Genomic DNA, 15,029 nt, shown 5'->3' with positions numbered 1-15,029 from the left:
TCGTGCGTCAGGCGAGGATCAGGAGAACGAGTCCCCGCAGGCGCACGAGCTGCCGGCGTTGGGGTTGTCGATCGTGAACCCCTGCTTCTCGATGGTGTCGACGAAGTCGATCACGGCACCGCCGAGGTAGGGGCCGCTCATGCGGTCGACGATGACCTCGACCCCACCGAACTCGTAGGTCTGGTCGCCGTCGAGGAACCGCTCGTCGAAGAAGAGCTGGTATCGCAACCCGGAGCAGCCGCCCGGCTGGACCGCGATGCGCAGCCGCAGGTCGTCGCGACCCTCCTGGTCCAGCAGCGCCTTGACCTTCGAGGCCGCGGGGTCGCTGAGCAGCACACCGGTGCTACCGGGGGCCGTGGTGTCCTGCACCGTCATGTTCTGTCCTCCCACATCCGAGGGCGTCCGCTGCGGCACTCCCTGCAGCGGGTGAACACCGCCGTGGCGGAGCCTGTTCCCAGTCTACGTCCCGGACCGGCGCGCGGGCCGGGACGGCGGGGCGCCCCCGTAGACTCGCCGCTGTGAAGCTCCGCCTGCCCGGGCGCCGGGACCGCGCCGAGACCGCGCCGGACGCCGGCACCGACGTGACCACCTCGCTGGTGAAGGCCGGCGGCAAGGGCCGGCCCACGCCGAAGCGGTACGAGGCCCAGGGCCGCCGTCCCGGGCCTCCCCCGCCGCCGCCGACCACCCGCAAGGAGGCCTACAAGCGGATGCGCGAGCAGCAGGCGGCCACGCGGGGCGCCGCGCGCGCGGGCGCCGTCCGCGGCGACGACAGCCACCTGCCGGTGCGCGACCGCGGGCCGGTCCGCAAGCTGGTGCGCGACACCGTCGACGCCCGCCGCAACGCCGGCAGCTTCTTCCTGGTGGTCGCCGCGCTGGTGCTCGTCGGCTACTTCGTGCCGGTCCCGGAGGTGCAGAGCTACACGGTGTTCCTCTGGTTCCTCTTCTTCCTGGTGATCATCGCCGACTCCGTCGTCCTGGGCCGGCGGATCAAGCGGAAGGTGCTCGAGCGCTTCCCCGACGACGACCACCGGATGCGTGGGCTGATCTGGTACGGCGTCAGCCGGTCCACGATGGTCCGGCGGTGGCGGTTCCCCAAGCCCGAGGTGGCACTGGGCGCCCAGGTCTGAGGGAGGACCCCGTCCTCCTCACCGCTCGCAGGCTCGCGGCGAGCCTCCGGGCGGGGCCGCTAGCGTCGGCCGGGTGGAATCCAGACGACTGGGCCGATCCGGCCTCACCATCTCCTCGATCGCGTACGGCAACTGGCTGACCCACGGCGGGCAGGTCGAGGAGGACGCCGCCCAGGCCTGCGTGCGGGCGGCGCTCGACGCGGCATCACCACCTTCGACACCGCCGACGTCTACGCCGGCACCCGGGCCGAGTCGGTGCTCGGCCGCGCGCTGGCCGGCCAGCGCCGCGAGGGCCTGGAGATCTTCACCAAGGTCTACTGGCCGACGGGGCCCGGGCACAACGACCGCGGACTGTCCCGCAAGCACGTCATGGAGAGCTGCACGGCGTCCCTCCGCCGGCTGCAGATCGACCACGTCGACCTCTACCAGGCGCACCGCTACGACCCCACGGTGCCGCTGGAGGAGACGATGACCGCCTTCGCCGACCTGGTGCGGGCCGGCAAGGCGCTCTACATCGGCGTCTCGGAGTGGCGCGCCGACGAGATCGCCGCCGGTGCCGCCCTGGCCCGCGACCTCGGCATCCAGCTGGTCAGCAACCAGCCGCAGTACTCGATGCTCTGGCGGGTGATCGAGGACGAGGTCGTGCCCACCTCCGAGAAGGAGGGGCTGTCGCAGATCGTGTTCTCCCCGATCGCCCAGGGCGTGCTCACCGGCAAGTACCTCCCCGGCCAGCAACCGCCCGCCGGGAGCCGCGCCACCGACCCCGAGGCCGGCCGGTTCATCCAGCGGTTCCTGCGGGACGACGTCCTCACCCGCGTGCAGCAGCTGCGCCCGATCGCCGACGATCTCGGCCTCTCGATGGCCCAGCTGGCGATCGCGTGGGTGCTGCAGAACGGCAACGTCGCCGCCGCGATCATCGGCGCCACCCGGCCCGAGCAGGTCCACGACAACGTCCAGGCGGCCGGCGTCACCCTCGGCGACGACGTCCTGGCCCGGATCGACGAGGTGCTCGGCGACGTCGTCGAGCGTGACCCGGCCAAGACCGCGCGCGGCTGAGGGGAGGTCCCCTGCCCCGCGCCGCGGGACGGGTGCAGGGGGCCCTCGCTCAGGTCGCGGCCAGGCCCATCGGGCCGTAGACCTTCCGCTCCCCCTCGAAGAGCGAGACCGTGGCGACGCCGCGCTCGAGCAGGTGCCGCCAGTTCTCGCCGAGCCACGACTCGGCGTCGCCCTGGTTGTCGGTCCGCGGGACCTCGACGCCCACCGCGGCGGGATCGACCTCCGCCCCCGAGGGGTCCTCCAGCCGCCAGTACCAGTCCATGGCGCGAGGCTAGTGACCTCCTCGCACCGGCCGTCCCCCGACTGTGACCTGGAGCTGGTTACCCCGGCGATCATCGGGGGCATGTGAGGTCATCGACCGTGCACGTGCCGACCGGAGGACCGATGACACACCCCACCGCGGGCGCGAGCCGCGCGACCGCTCCACCCCCCGCGACCGAGGACGCCTCGACCGGGCAGCTGATCGGTCAGCTCACCGAGCAGATCTCCCGGCTGGTCCGCGACGAGGCGCGCCTCGCGCAGGCGGAGGTCACCCAGAAGGCCAAGCGGCTCGGAGTCGGCGCCGGCCTGTTCGGCGGCGCCGGCCTGTTCGCCTTCTTCGGCCTGGCAGTGCTCATCGCCGCCGCCGTCCTGGCCCTGGCGCTGGCCGTGCCGGCCTGGCTCGCCGCGGTCATCGTGGCCGTCGTGCTGTTCGCCGTCGCCGGCGTCCTGGCGCTGGTGGGCAAGAAGGACGTCGACAAGGCGACACCGCCGCTGCCCACCGAGGCCATCGCGAGCACCAAGACCGACATCGCCACCGTGAAGGAGAGTGCCCGCCGGTGAGCACGCCCATCAGCTCCGGACCCGACGGCGCCGACAAGCCGGCGCCCAACGACCCCGACGCCATCAAGGCCGACATCGAGGCCACCCGCGCCCAGCTCGGCCGCACGGTCGACGAGCTGTCGCACCGCCTCGACGTGCCCTCGCGCGCCAAGGAGGGTGCGGCCCGCGCCAAGGACACCGCCGTGGAGACCTACCGCGAGAGCCCCCCGACGGTGATCGGTGCGGGAGCGGGCGTGGCCGGCCTCCTGGGCCTGCTCGTCTGGCGCAGCCGGACCAAGGACCGCCGGAAGGCCAAGCGCCAGGCGAAGCGGGATGCCAAGCGCGCGACCAAGGCCGTCGCCGCCCGGCGTGCCGCCGCGGAGAAGGCCGCCCGCAAGGCGACCCGGACGGCTGCGAAGAAGGCGAAGAAGGCCAAGGCCCGCCGGGTGTCGAGGAGGACGAAGTGAGCAGCAAGGGCGCCAAGCTCGCCTACCGGCCGATCGGCCTGCTCGGCGGTCTCCTCGCCGGCACCGTGTCCGGCGCCGTCTTCAAGCAGGTGTGGAAGCGCGTCGCGGACCAGGACGATGCACCCGACGCGCTGCAGAGCGAGTACCCGATGTACCAGGTGATCATCTCGGCCGCCCTGCAGGGCGCGATCTTCGCCGCCACCAAGGCGGCGATCGACCGGGCCGGTGCGCGTGGCTTCACCAAGCTGACCGGCACCTGGCCGGGCGACTGACGTGGCCGGGACCCGGCCCCGCGAGAGTGCCGTCGACCGGATCCGGGAGCGGGTCGAGGAGAAGGCAGCGCGACGGGCGGCCGCCAAGGCCGCCGCCGAGCGCGGTCCCGACCCCGACGCCGACCGTTCGCCGCCCGGGACGCCGTCGGAGGAGACGCTGCCGGGGGTCTCCGCGGAGAAGCCGACGGACATCCCCCTGCGCGGCTGGAAGCAGGTGGTCAAGCGGGCGTGGGCGGAGAACAAGGCCGACAACATGCCGATCATCGCCGGCGGGGTGGCCTTCTTCGCCTTCCTGGCCATCTTCCCGGCGTTGATCGCGGCCATCTCGATCTACGGCCTGGTGGCCTCTCCGGAGTCGGTCGCCGAGCAGATCGAGTCGCTGTCGGCGCAGCTGCCGGAGAGCGCCTCGGAGCTCATCGGCGACCAGCTCAACGCGATCGTCACCAACAGCGGCGGCGCGCTGACCGTGGGCCTGATCGTGTCGATCCTCGCCGCGCTGTGGAGCGCGTCCGGCGGCGTGGGCAACCTGATCACCGCCGTCAACCTGGCCTACGACGAGGTCGAGACCCGCGGCTTCGTGCGGATGAAGGCCACCTCGCTGGGCCTGACCCTGGGCGCGATCGTGTTCGTGCTGATCACCTTCGGTCTCGTCGCCATCGTCCCGGCGGTGCTGGAGGACCTCCCGCTCGGCGCCGTCGGCACGATCCTGGCGCAGGTGGTGCGGTGGCTGCTCCTGCTCGGCGTCTTCGCCGGTGCGCTCGCCGTCCTCTACCGGGTGGCCCCCGACCGCGACGCGCCGCAGCTGCGCTGGGTGAGTCTCGGCTCGATCGTCGTCACCGTCGTCTGGGCCGTGGTCAGCATCGGCTTCAGCTTCTACGTCGACAACTTCGGGTCCTACAACGAGACCTACGGCGCGATCGCCGGCGTCATCGTGCTGATGCTGTGGCTGTACCTCACCTGCTACCTGGTGCTGCTGGGCGCGGAGATCAACTCCGAGGCCGAGCACCAGACCGCCCGGGACACCACCGAGGGCGACCCCCAGCCGATGGGCCGGCGGGACGCCGTGGTCGCCGACTCCCTGCCCGACAAGCCGGAGCCGACCAAGGAGGACAAGGACCCGACGCGGAAGTAGGGCCTCAGCGCACGTGCGACGGGACGAAGGGCGGCCGCACCACCTCCACGGGCTGCGGCCGCCCGCGTACGTCGACGGTCAGCCGGCCGTCCTCGGGGTCGGCCGCGGCGGTGTCCAGCAGCGCGAGCGCGATGCCCGTGCGCAGGGTCGGTGAGAACGTGCCGCTGGTGACCTCGCCCACGCGGGCCCCGTCGGGGTCCAGCACCGCCATGCCGGGCCGCGGGATGCCCCGCCCGGAGACCCGCAGCCCCCGCAGCAACCGGGCCGGACCCGTCTCCCGTTCGGCCCGCAGGGCGTCCCGCCCCCAGAAGGCCGGCTTGTGCCAACCCACGGCCCACCCCACGCCGGCCTGCAGCGGGGTGATGTCCGGCGAGAGCTCGTGGCCGTGCAGTGGATAGCCCATCTCGGTGCGCAGCGTGTCCCGCGCGCCCAGCCCGCACAGCCGCAGCCCCTCGTCGCGGCCCACGTCGACGAGCACGTCCCACACCGCACCGGCCCGCTCCGCCGCGACCAGCAACTCGTAGCCGTGCTCCCCGGTGTAGCCGGTCCGGCAGACGGTCACCTCGGTGTCACCGCCTCCGGTGCCGGTCACGAAGGACAGGTGGGGCAGCTCGCCGGGCAGGCCGAGGAAGGCCAGCACCTGGGCCGACCGCGGCCCCTGGACCGCCAGGACGGCCACGTCGGCGTGCCGGTCGGTGACCGTCACCCCCGCGGGGGCGGCGTCAGCGAGCCGGGTCACGACGTCGGCGGCGTTGGCCGCGTTCGGCACCAGGAGCACGTCGTCGGGTCCGCGCAGGTAGACGAACAGGTCGTCGACGACGCCGCCGGCCCGTGGGTCGCCGTCGGGCAGGCAGACCAGCGTGTACTGCGCCCGGCCGGGGCCGATGCGGGACAGGTCGTTGGTCAGGCAGGAGTCGAGGAAGGCGGCGGCGCCGGTTCCGCGGACGGTCACCGTCCCCAGGTGGGAGACGTCGAACAGCCCGACGCCGGTCCGGACGGCGGCGTGCTCGGCCAGCACCCCTCCCCCGGCGTACTCCAGGGGCATCGACCACCCGGCGAACTCGGCCAGCTTGGCGCCGGCCGCGAGGTGCCGCTCGTGCAGCGGCGAGGTGCGCGCGGTCACGCCCTCACGCTATCGACGGCGGCGGCCTCCCTGCAGGTCGATCACCAGGTCGCGCCCGGTGACGGGCCCGGGCGGCCCCTCCGCAGGGGGCCACCGTGAGCCCGCGACCGGTGGGGGGCAGAGGGGTCCTCATAGGATCGAGCGGTGCCGACGACGATCACCGCCAGCGACCGCCCGCTCGAGAAGCTCTCCGCCGACGCCGTCGTCGTCGGGATCGGCACGGGCCCGACCGGCCTGCTGCGCACCCCCGGGGCCGAGGCGGTCGACCGCCTGCTCGGCGGCCGGCTGCTGCCGGCGCTGGCCGACCTGGGCGCACGCGGCGCCGAGGACGAGGTGACCCGGCTGTCCTCGCTCGGCCAGGGACCGTTCCCCGTCGTCGCCGCGGTGGGACTGGGCGCGCCGGACGCCGCCGGCGGTTACCCGGCCGAGGCCGTGCGCCGCGCCGCGGGGGCGGCCAGCCGCGCGCTGGCCGGCCGGGGGTCCGTCGTGAGCCTGCTCGCCGCGGTGGGCGGGGCCCCCGACGACCTCCGCCTGCACGCGGTGGGCGAGGGCAGCCTCCTGGGCGCCTACGAGTTCACCGCCTACAAGTCCGACCTGCCGGCCCACCGGCCGGTGCCGCCGCGGGAGTTCACGGTGGTCGTCCCCGACGCCGGCGACGCGCGGACCGCCCTCGCGCGTGCCCGCGCGGTGGCCGGCGCGGTGCACCTGGTCCGCGACCTGGTCAACACCCCGCCCAACGACCTCTTCCCGGCCGAGCTCGCCGACCGCGGTGCGGCGGCGGGGAAGAAGGCCGGCCTCAAGGTCGAGGTGCTCGACGAGGCGGCCCTGGCGGCCGGCAACTACGGCGGCATCCTGGCCGTCGGGGGCGGCTCGGCTCGCGGGCCGCGGCTGCTGCGCCTGACGTACTCGGGCAAGAAGGCGAAGAAGAAGATCGCGCTCGTCGGCAAGGGCATCACCTTCGACAGCGGCGGCCTGTCGATCAAGCCGGCGCTGAAGATGGAGGACATGAAGAGCGACATGGCCGGCGCGGCGGCCGTGATCGCCACCGTGTGCCTCGTCGCCGAGCTCGGCCTGCCGGTCGAGGTGACCGCCACCGTGCCGATCGCGGAGAACCTGCCCAGCGGCACCGCCTACCGCCCGGCGGACGTGGTGACCTTCCGCAACGGCAAGAAGGCCGAGATCACCAACACCGACGCCGAGGGCCGCGTGGTCCTGGCCGACGCCCTGGCTCGCGCCGCCGAGGACGGCCCCGACTACCTGCTGGAGACGGCGACGCTCACCGGCGCGCAGCTGGTGGCGCTCGGCTCCCGCACCGCCGGCGTCATGGGCAGTGACGACCTCCGGGACGCCGTCGTGGCCGCGAGCCGGCGCAGCGGCGAGTCGATGTGGGCCATGCCCATGCCGGCGGAGCTGCGGCAGGGACTGGACTCCCCCATCGCCGACCTGGTCAACGCCAACGCCGACCGGATGGGCGGGATGCTCGTCGGGGCGCACTTCCTCGCCGAGTTCGTGCCGGCCGGCCTGCCGTGGGCGCACATCGACATCGCCGGCCCGAGCTACAACACCGGGGCACCGTGGGGCTACACCCCCAAGGGCGGCACCGGTGTGCCGGTGCGGACCCTGCTGGCGACGATCGAGGACCTCATCGCCGCCTGACGTGCCGGAGCGGCCCTGTCCGGAGGCTCGCCCCGAGCGTGCGAGGGGTGAGAGGGACGGGGTCCTTCATCTGTGGTCTTTCGACCAGTCCCGCATCCGCTGCGGATAGCCGGTGACCTGCGCGTCGTACACCGGGACGCCGAGGTCCCGGGACAGCCGGCGCGCGGTGTCCGGCCCGTCGATGCGGCGGCGGGTCCACTCACCGTCGGCCGCGACGAGCACGATCGTGGTCTCGGTGACGGCGGTGCGCGGCTCGACGAAGCCCTCGACGCCGCGGCGGCTGGCGACGAACTGCTCCAGGTGGGCCAGGTCGGCGCGACCGGCCCCGCGGTCGAGGGTGGCGCGCCCGTCGCCGTCCGCGGTCCCGCGCCGCCGTCGTCGCCACAGCCCCATGTCCGCTCCCGTCCCCGCCGGCCACCATCGGGTCGCGGCGTCCGCGCTGGAAACGGCGCTCCGGGCCACGCCGTTCCCGGAGTGGCAGGATGGGCGCGGACGTTCACCCGACCGCGTGAGCGGGGCGGGACCACTGCACCAGAGGAGCACTCGTGAGCGCACCCACCTCGCCCGCCGACCTGGTCATCCTCGGTGGTGGCTCGGGTGGCTACGCCGCCGCACTGCGCGGGGCCGAACTCGGCCTGTCGGTCGTGCTGATCGAGCGCGACAAGGTCGGCGGCACCTGTCTGCACCGCGGCTGCATCCCCACCAAGGCCCTGCTGCACAGCGGTGAGGTCGCCGACAGCGCCCGCGAGGGCGAGCAGTTCGGCGTCAAGACGTCCCTGGCCGGGATCGACATGGACGGCGTCAACGCCTACAAGGACGGCGTCGTCTCCCGGCTCTACAAGGGCCTGCAGGGCCTGATCAAGAGCCGCAAGATCAACTACGTGGAGGGGGAGGGCCGGCTGGTCTCCCCCACCGCCGTCGAGGTGGACGGGCAGCGGTACGAGGGCAAGCACGTCCTGCTGGCCACCGGCTCCTACGCCCGCAGCCTGCCCGGCATCGAGGTCGACGGCACCAAGGTCATCACCAGTGACCACGCGCTGAACCTCGACCGGGTACCGGCCTCGGCGATCATCCTCGGTGGCGGCGTCATCGGGTGCGAGTTCGCCAGCGCCTGGAAGTCCTTCGGTGTCGACGTCACCATCGTCGAGGCGCTGCCGCACCTGGTCCCGCTCGAGGACGAGTCCTCCTCCAAGCTCCTGGAGCGTGCCTTCCGCCGCCGGAAGATCGACTTCTCGCTGGGCAGCCGGGTCTCCGGCGTCCAGACCACGGAGAACGGCGTCACGGTCTCGCTGGAGAACGGCAAGGACTTCGAGGCGGAGCTGGTGCTGGTCGCCGTCGGTCGCGGGCCGGTGAGCCAGGGCCTCGGCTACGAGGAGGCCGGCGTCGCCATGGAGCGCGGCTACGTCCTCGTCGACGAGTACTGCCGCACCAACGTGCCGACGATCTCCGCCGTCGGCGACCTGATCCCGACCCTGCAGCTGGCCCACGTCGGGTTCGGCGAGGGCATCCTCGTCGCCGAGCGGCTGGCCGGGCTCAAGCCGGCACCGATCGACTACGCCGGCGTCCCGCGGATCACCTACTCGGAGCCCGAGGTCGCCTCCGTCGGCCTCACCGAGGCGCAGGCCAAGGAGCGGTACGGGGAGGTCAAGACCCTCGTCTACGACCTCGGCGGCAACGGTCGCAGCCAGATCCTGAAGACCGCCGGGGCGGTGAAGCTGGTCCAGGCCGTCGACGGTCCCGTCGTGGGCGTGCACATGGTCGGCAGCCGGGTCGGGGAGCTCATCGCCGAGGCGCAGCTGATCTACAACTGGGAGGCCGAGGCCGACGACGTCGCGAGCCTCATCCACCCGCACCCCACCCAGAGCGAGGCCCTCGGCGAGGCGCACCTCGCGCTGGCCGGCAAGCCCCTGCACGTGCACGGCTGATCTCGCACCACCCTCACCCACCCCGCGCCACGAAGGAGTCCTGCCCCGATGCCGACGTCCGTCACCATGCCCGCCCTGGGCGAGAGCGTCACCGAGGGCACGGTCACCCGCTGGCTCAAGCAGGAGGGTGAGCAGGTCGAGGCCGACGAGCCCCTCCTCGAGGTGTCGACCGACAAGGTCGACACCGAGATCCCGTCGCCGGCCGCCGGCGTGCTGACCAAGATCCTGGTCTCGGAGGACGAGACCGTCGAGGTCGGCGCCGAGCTCGCGGTGATCGGTGGGGACGGCGACGGCGGTGGGGCCGCCTCGCCCCCGGCCTCGGCCGAGGACGCGGACACGGCGCAGACCCCCGACCAGCAGGTCGAGGACGCGAGCCCCGAGCCGCAGGAGGAGCCGGCTGCGCAGGAGCAGCCGGCCGCGGCACCCGCCTCTGCCGGGAGCGACTCGGACGGCGGGTCCGGCGGCGGATCCGGCGGTGGCGAGGGCACCCCGGTGACCATGCCGGCGCTGGGCGAGAGCGTGACCGAGGGGACGGTCACCCGGTGGCTGAAGTCCGTCGGCGACGAGGTGTCCGCCGACGAGCCGCTGCTCGAGGTCTCCACCGACAAGGTCGACACCGAGATCCCCTCGCCGGTCAGCGGCACCCTCCTCGAGATCACCGTCAACGAGGACGAGACGGTCGACGTCGGCGCCCAGCTCGCCGTCATCGGCAGCGGTGCCGGCGGTGGCGCGGCCCCGGCCGCTCCCCAGCAGGAGGCGCCGGAGCAGGCAGCCCCGGAGCAGGAGGCACCCGCCGAGGAGCCGCCGCAGGCCGCCCCGGAGGCGAAGCCCGCCGCGACGGCGACCACCCAGCCCGGTGGCGACTACGGCGCGAGCGGCGCCCAGCCCGCCACCTCGCCGACGTCCGCGCCGCCGCCCCAGGTCGCTCCGCAGGCGCCGGCCGCGCAGCAGCCGTCCGGCGACGGTCAGGGCGACGGCGGCGGCAGCTACGTGACCCCGCTGGTGCGCCGGCTGGCCGCCGACCACGGCGTCGACCTCGGCTCCGTGACCGGTACCGGCGTCGGCGGCCGGATCCGCAAGCAGGACGTGCTCGCGGCGGCGGAGAAGGCGGCACAGCCCGCGCCGGCGCCCGCCCCGGCGGCCGCTTCGTCCGGTTCGGGGCGGACGGCGCCCCGGCCCTCCCCGGCGGCCATGCCCGACACCTCGCTGCGGGGCCGCACCGAGAAGCTCTCCCGGCTGCGCACCGTCATCGCCCGCCGCATGGTGGAGTCGCTGGCGGTCAGCGCGCAGCTGACCACGGTCGTCGAGGCGGACGTGACGGCGATCGCGCGGCTGCGGGACCGGGCGAAGAAGGACTTCGAGGCCCGCGAGGGCGTCAAGCTGTCCTTCCTCCCGTTCTTCGCCAAGGCGGCGGTCGAGGCCCTCAAGGCCCACCCGGCGGTCAACTCCTCGATCGACCTCGAGGCCGGGACGGTGACCTACCACGACAGCGAGAACCTCGGCGTCGCGGTGGACACCGACCGCGGCCTGCTGGTGCCGGTCATCCGGGACGCCGGCGACCTCAGCCTCGGCGGGATCGCCCGCAAGATCGCCGACCTGGCCGAGCGCACCCGGACCAACAAGGTCACGCCGGACGAACTCGGCGGTGGCACGTTCACGCTGACCAACACCGGCAGCCGTGGGGCGCTGTTCGACACGCCGATCATCAACCAGCCCCAGGTCGCCATCCTGGGCACCGGCACGGTCGTCAAGCGTCCGGTCGTCGTCCAGGACGCGGACCTCGGCGAGGTCATCGCCGTGCGGTCGATGGTCTACCTGGCCCTCACCTACGACCACCGCATCGTCGACGGCGCCGACGCCGCCCGCTTCCTCACCACCGTGCGGGAGCGCCTGGAGGCCGGCCAGTTCCACGGCGAGGTCGGCCTCGCCTGAGGTCCCCCGGTCGGGCCCCGGCGACGAGCCGGGGCCCGACTGCATCCCGCTGCCCCGGGGGGACCGAAGGAGGAGCATGAGGATCGCGGTCACGGGCTCGTCCGGGCTCATCGGCTCACGGCTGGTGCCGGCTCTGCGCGCCGACGGCCACGACGTGCTGCGACTGGTCCGGCGCACGCCGCGCACGGCCGACGAGCACCGCTGGGACCCCCAGCACCGGCGGATCGACCCGGCGTTGCTGCGCGACGTCGACGCGGTGGTCAACCTGGCGGGCACGCCGATCCGGCCGCGGCCCTGGACCGCCGCCTACAAGGACCGGTTGAGGACCAGCCGGCTGGACAGCACGCTCACGGTGAGCCAGGCCCTGGCCGACGCCGCGGCGGAGGACCCGGGGCGCCCGCGAGTGCTGCTGTCGGCCTCCGGGGTGGGTTTCTACGGCGACACCGGCGACCGCCCCGTCGAGGAGGACGCCGCCCCGGGCAGCGACTTCCTCGCCCGGTTGTGCGTCGAGTGGGAGGGGGCCACCGCGGCCGCGGCCGATGCCGGCGTCCGGGTGGCGCAGCTGCGGACGGGGCTCGTCGTGGGACGCGGGGCACCGCTCATGCAGATCCTCGGCCTGGTGTTCCGGCTGGGTCTGGGCGGGCGGATGGGCCCGGGGCGGCAGTACTGGCCCTGGATCAGCCTCGACGACGAGGTGGGCGCGATCCGGTTCCTGTTGACCGCGGACGTGTCGGGTCCGGTGAACCTCACCGGACCGGCGCCGGTGACCAACGCCGAGTTCACCCGCCGGCTGGGTCAGGTCGTCCACCGGCCGGCCGTCCTCCCGGTTCCCGCCTTCGCGCTGTCGCTGGCCCTCGGCGAGTTCGGCCGCACGGGCGTGCTGGCCGGCCAGCGAGCGCTCCCCGCCCGGCTGGGAGCCGCCGGGTACGAGTGGACGCACCCGGAACTCGAGTCCGCGCTCCAGGCGGCGCTCGTCCGCGGCTGAGGTCATCCCACCCGCTCCGCTGCGTCCAGGAGCCACGCCTGCCCCGACCCGACCAACGTCAGTCGCACCCGCGCGGTGCCGCGCGCCTCGACCGTCCGCAGTGCCGGTCCGTCCGGGTCCGCCGCCGCGACGACCTCGTACGCGGGCCAGGTGTCGGTCACCGCCAGCGTGACCCGGCCCTCGCTCGCGCCGCCGTCGAGGACCGCCACCTCCTCCACGACCGGGGCGAACCCGCGCAGGTCCTCACCGGCGGCCACGAGGGAGGCGACGGTCCCCCGGTCGGAGCTCAGCAACGGGCTGCCGGCGGTGTGGACGTCGTCCAGGCGGTCGGTACCGCCGGGTCGAAGCGCCTCGGCGCGGCGGGCGTAGAGCCCGGTCAGCACGGCCCGCCACCACTGCGGCGAGTCGACGGCCGCTCCCGCCTGCTGCTCCGGGGGCTCGGGTCGCCCGGGCGGGGACGGTACCGACGTCCGGGTGGAGCTGGCGGCGCGGTCGGCCAGCCCGGCGGCCGGCGGGTCGCCCCAGCGCCCCCCGAGCCACACGACCGTGGCGAGGAGACCGAGCGCCACCACCACGGCGGCGGAGCGACGGAGCACCGGGCCCGCGGCGAGGACCCGCTCCCGGACCGGCCGGGCGATCGGCTCGTCCGGCGCCGGCCGGTGACGGCCCGGGACCTGGTGGGTCAGCTCGGTGCGCGGGCCGTGCCCGGTACGCCCGAGGTCCTCGTCGGGCACCCCGTGGAGCGGGAGGCGGACGGGCTCGGGCCGGCAGGCGTGCCGGAGGTCCAGGGCGAACGCGGCGGCCGACCCCCGCTCGTGCGGATGGGGCGACAGCCCGCGGGCGATGACGGCCAGCAGCTCGTCCGGCGCCCCGGAGGCGAGTTCGGCGAGGTCGGGGAGGCTGCCCTCGGCGGCGACCCGCAGGACGTCGGCCGGGGTGGCACCGTTCCACGGAGGCACACCGGTGAGGGCGTGGAAGGCCGCTGCCGCCAGCCCGAAGACGTCGGAGGCCGGCCCCGGGGCGCCGCCGCGGGCGACGGTCGGGTCGACGTAGGCCGGCGTCACCTCGCCGGCGGCGTCCTCGCCGAGCACGCGGGCCACGCCGAGGTCGGTGAGGACCGGCCGGCCCTCGGCCGTGAAGACCACGTTGCCGGGCGAGAGGTCGCCGTGCACGACCCCGCGGTCGTGCGCATGGGCGAGCGCGGCCGCCACGGGGGCGATCGCGGTGACCACCTCACCCGGCCGCAACCGGCCCCGCCGGGCCAGCAGCGCGGCGAGGCTGCCGCCCGGCAGCAGGTCCAGCACGAGGGCCACCCGGGGCGGTCGGCCGCGACGGGGCTGGTGCACCACCTCGACCAGCCGCACGAGGTGGGGATGGTCCAGCTCCCCGAGCAACGCCGCCTCGCGGGCCTGACGCTCGGCATCACCGGCGACGAGCACCTTGACCGCCACGGGAGCCCCGCCGGCCCGCGGCACGGCCCGCCACACCTCGCCCGACCCGCCCCGGCCCAGCAGCTCCTCCAACCGGTACCCCGGCACGACCGGCGGGCGGAGGGGCTCCCGGGGGCCGGGGGGCTGGGTCGACGGCATGGGTCGGGACCGTAGGCGGCCCGGCCCGGTCACCGCCCCGGTCGTCCACAGGCGCACCCGTCGTCCACAGTCCGGGTGCCGGACGGGTGCCAGCCCGCCCCGCCGCCTAGGTTCGGGGCATGCCCTCCCCCGCCCGGGCCGACCTCCCGGGCCACCAGCCCGACCCACGAGGAGCTGCCTGACCGTGACCGCCACCGCGCCGACCATCGTGGCGACCAGCATCGGTTTCGACTCCCGCGGCCGAGGGCCCTACGACTGGGCACCCGGTCCGGTCTTCGACCTCGCGTTCGACCTGGCGGGGGCGCCCGTCCGCCCACGGCTCTGCTACCTCGGCACCGCGACGGGGGACGACCCGGCGCGGCTGGCCGGCGTCTACGGCGCCTTCGCCGGCAGCGACGTCCAGGTGAGCCACCTGAGCCTGTTCACGATGCCCACGGTGCCCGACGTGCGCGCCCACCTGCTGGCGCAGGACGTCGTCTGGGTGGGTGGGGGCAGCGTGGCCAACCTGCTGGCGGTGTGGCGGGTGCACGGCCTCGACGAGGTGTTCCGGGAGGTGTGGGAGGCCGGGGTGGTCCTGGGCGGGGTCTCCGCGGGGTCGCTGTGCTGGCACGTCGGCGGCACCACCGACTCCTACGGACCCGACCTGCGCCCGGTCACCAACGGCCTCGGCCTGATCCCGACGTCCAACGGCGTGCACTACGACTCCGAGGAGCAGCGCCGCCCGCTGTACCACCAGCTGGTGGCCGACGGCACGCTCCCCGCCGGGCACGCCACCGACGACGGCGTGGGCCTGGTCTACCGCGGGACCGAGCTGGTGGAGGCGGTCGCCGACCGGCCGGGCAAGGCCGCCTACCGCGTCGAGCCCTGGCCCGAGGGCACCGCGGTGGAGACCCGCATCGAGCCCCGGCGGCTGCGCTGAGGCCCCGTCCCGGGTCCCGCCCGAGCTGGGGAGGATGGGGAGGAC

At 74.7% G+C, this 15,029-nt stretch carries 16 protein-coding genes; 11 read left to right on the top strand and 5 right to left on the bottom strand.

Annotated elements, in window-relative coordinates:
* Positions 1-18: 18 nt before the first annotated feature.
* Complete coding sequence (locus tag GCU56_RS21025; RefSeq protein ID WP_163483962.1) at positions 19-375, bottom strand: HesB/IscA family protein; 357 nt, start codon at positions 373-375, stop codon at positions 19-21.
* A gap of 143 nt (positions 376-518) precedes the next feature.
* Between GCU56_RS21025 and GCU56_RS21020 the strand changes: the two genes are divergently transcribed.
* Positions 519-1,127, top strand: a complete 609-nt coding sequence (locus GCU56_RS21020) for a DUF3043 domain-containing protein (protein ID WP_163483960.1) — start codon at positions 519-521, stop codon at positions 1,125-1,127.
* Between the two features lie 255 nt (positions 1,128-1,382).
* Positions 1,383-2,183, top strand: coding sequence for an aldo/keto reductase (locus tag GCU56_RS21015; protein WP_345771986.1), 801 nt, complete (start codon positions 1,383-1,385; stop codon positions 2,181-2,183).
* A gap of 49 nt (positions 2,184-2,232) precedes the next feature.
* Here GCU56_RS21015 and GCU56_RS21010 read toward each other — a convergent pair whose 3' ends face one another.
* Positions 2,233-2,445 carry a hypothetical protein gene (locus GCU56_RS21010; RefSeq protein ID WP_163483959.1) on the bottom strand — a complete coding sequence of 71 codons (213 nt, stop codon included), beginning with the start codon at positions 2,443-2,445 and terminating at the stop codon, positions 2,233-2,235.
* A 122-nt stretch (positions 2,446-2,567) separates the two neighbouring features.
* Between GCU56_RS21010 and GCU56_RS21005 the strand changes: the two genes are divergently transcribed.
* From GCU56_RS21005 to GCU56_RS20990, 4 genes are read left to right on the top strand one after another with little or no spacing between them, the layout of a single operon-like run.
* Positions 2,568-3,005, top strand: a complete 438-nt coding sequence (locus GCU56_RS21005) for a phage holin family protein (RefSeq protein ID WP_163483957.1) — start codon at positions 2,568-2,570, stop codon at positions 3,003-3,005.
* Positions 3,002-3,451 carry a DUF3618 domain-containing protein gene (locus tag GCU56_RS25415; protein WP_163483955.1) on the top strand — a complete coding sequence of 150 codons (450 nt, stop codon included), beginning with the start codon at positions 3,002-3,004 and terminating at the stop codon, positions 3,449-3,451. The genes GCU56_RS21005 and GCU56_RS25415 overlap by 4 nt, the downstream gene beginning before the upstream one ends.
* Complete coding sequence (locus GCU56_RS25410) at positions 3,448-3,723, top strand: DUF4235 domain-containing protein (protein ID WP_163483953.1); 276 nt, start codon at positions 3,448-3,450, stop codon at positions 3,721-3,723. The genes GCU56_RS25415 and GCU56_RS25410 overlap by 4 nt, the downstream gene beginning before the upstream one ends.
* 1 nt (position 3,724) lies before the next feature.
* A complete protein-coding gene (locus tag GCU56_RS20990) occupies positions 3,725-4,855 on the top strand; it encodes a YhjD/YihY/BrkB family envelope integrity protein (protein WP_163483951.1) in 1,131 nt (376 codons plus the stop codon).
* Positions 4,856-4,859: 4 nt separating this feature from the next.
* Here the strand turns inward: GCU56_RS20990 and gcvT are convergent, their stop codons facing one another.
* Positions 4,860-5,978: a glycine cleavage system aminomethyltransferase GcvT gene (gene gcvT / locus GCU56_RS20985; RefSeq protein WP_163483949.1), complete on the bottom strand. Its 1,119-nt coding sequence runs from the start codon at positions 5,976-5,978 to the stop codon at positions 4,860-4,862.
* Between the two features lie 144 nt (positions 5,979-6,122).
* Between gcvT and GCU56_RS20980 the strand changes: the two genes are divergently transcribed.
* The gene (locus GCU56_RS20980; RefSeq protein ID WP_163483947.1) at positions 6,123-7,634 is read left to right on the top strand and encodes a leucyl aminopeptidase; all 1,512 of its coding nucleotides are present in this window, start codon (positions 6,123-6,125) and stop codon (positions 7,632-7,634) included.
* A gap of 66 nt (positions 7,635-7,700) precedes the next feature.
* Here the strand turns inward: GCU56_RS20980 and GCU56_RS20975 are convergent, their stop codons facing one another.
* Positions 7,701-8,027, bottom strand: a complete 327-nt coding sequence (locus tag GCU56_RS20975) for an oxidoreductase (RefSeq protein WP_163483945.1) — start codon at positions 8,025-8,027, stop codon at positions 7,701-7,703.
* 152 nt (positions 8,028-8,179) lie between these two features.
* On the opposite strand from GCU56_RS20975, the gene lpdA reads away from it, so the two are divergent.
* From lpdA to GCU56_RS20960, 3 genes are all read left to right on the top strand, one after another.
* On the top strand, positions 8,180-9,559 hold the full coding sequence (gene lpdA, locus GCU56_RS20970; protein ID WP_163483943.1) for a dihydrolipoyl dehydrogenase: 1,380 nt from the start codon (positions 8,180-8,182) through the stop codon (positions 9,557-9,559).
* 48 nt (positions 9,560-9,607) lie between these two features.
* Entirely contained in the window at positions 9,608-11,491 is a 1,884-nt protein-coding gene (gene sucB, locus GCU56_RS20965; RefSeq protein WP_163483941.1) for a 2-oxoglutarate dehydrogenase, E2 component, dihydrolipoamide succinyltransferase, read from the top strand.
* Between the two features lie 76 nt (positions 11,492-11,567).
* Positions 11,568-12,476 carry a TIGR01777 family oxidoreductase gene (locus tag GCU56_RS20960; RefSeq protein ID WP_163483939.1) on the top strand — a complete coding sequence of 303 codons (909 nt, stop codon included), beginning with the start codon at positions 11,568-11,570 and terminating at the stop codon, positions 12,474-12,476.
* A 2-nt stretch (positions 12,477-12,478) separates the two neighbouring features.
* Here GCU56_RS20960 and GCU56_RS20955 read toward each other — a convergent pair whose 3' ends face one another.
* Positions 12,479-14,065, bottom strand: coding sequence for a serine/threonine-protein kinase (locus GCU56_RS20955; protein WP_163483937.1), 1,587 nt, complete (start codon positions 14,063-14,065; stop codon positions 12,479-12,481).
* 184 nt (positions 14,066-14,249) lie between these two features.
* Between GCU56_RS20955 and GCU56_RS20950 the strand changes: the two genes are divergently transcribed.
* Entirely contained in the window at positions 14,250-14,984 is a 735-nt protein-coding gene (locus tag GCU56_RS20950; protein ID WP_163483935.1) for a Type 1 glutamine amidotransferase-like domain-containing protein, read from the top strand.
* The last annotated feature ends 45 nt before the right edge of the window (positions 14,985-15,029 follow it).

This window comes from Geodermatophilus sabuli (assembly GCF_010686765.1).
Lineage (GTDB): Bacteria > Actinomycetota > Actinomycetes > Mycobacteriales > Geodermatophilaceae > Geodermatophilus > Geodermatophilus sabuli_A.
This window is presented reverse-complemented; position numbering and strand designations above follow the sequence as displayed.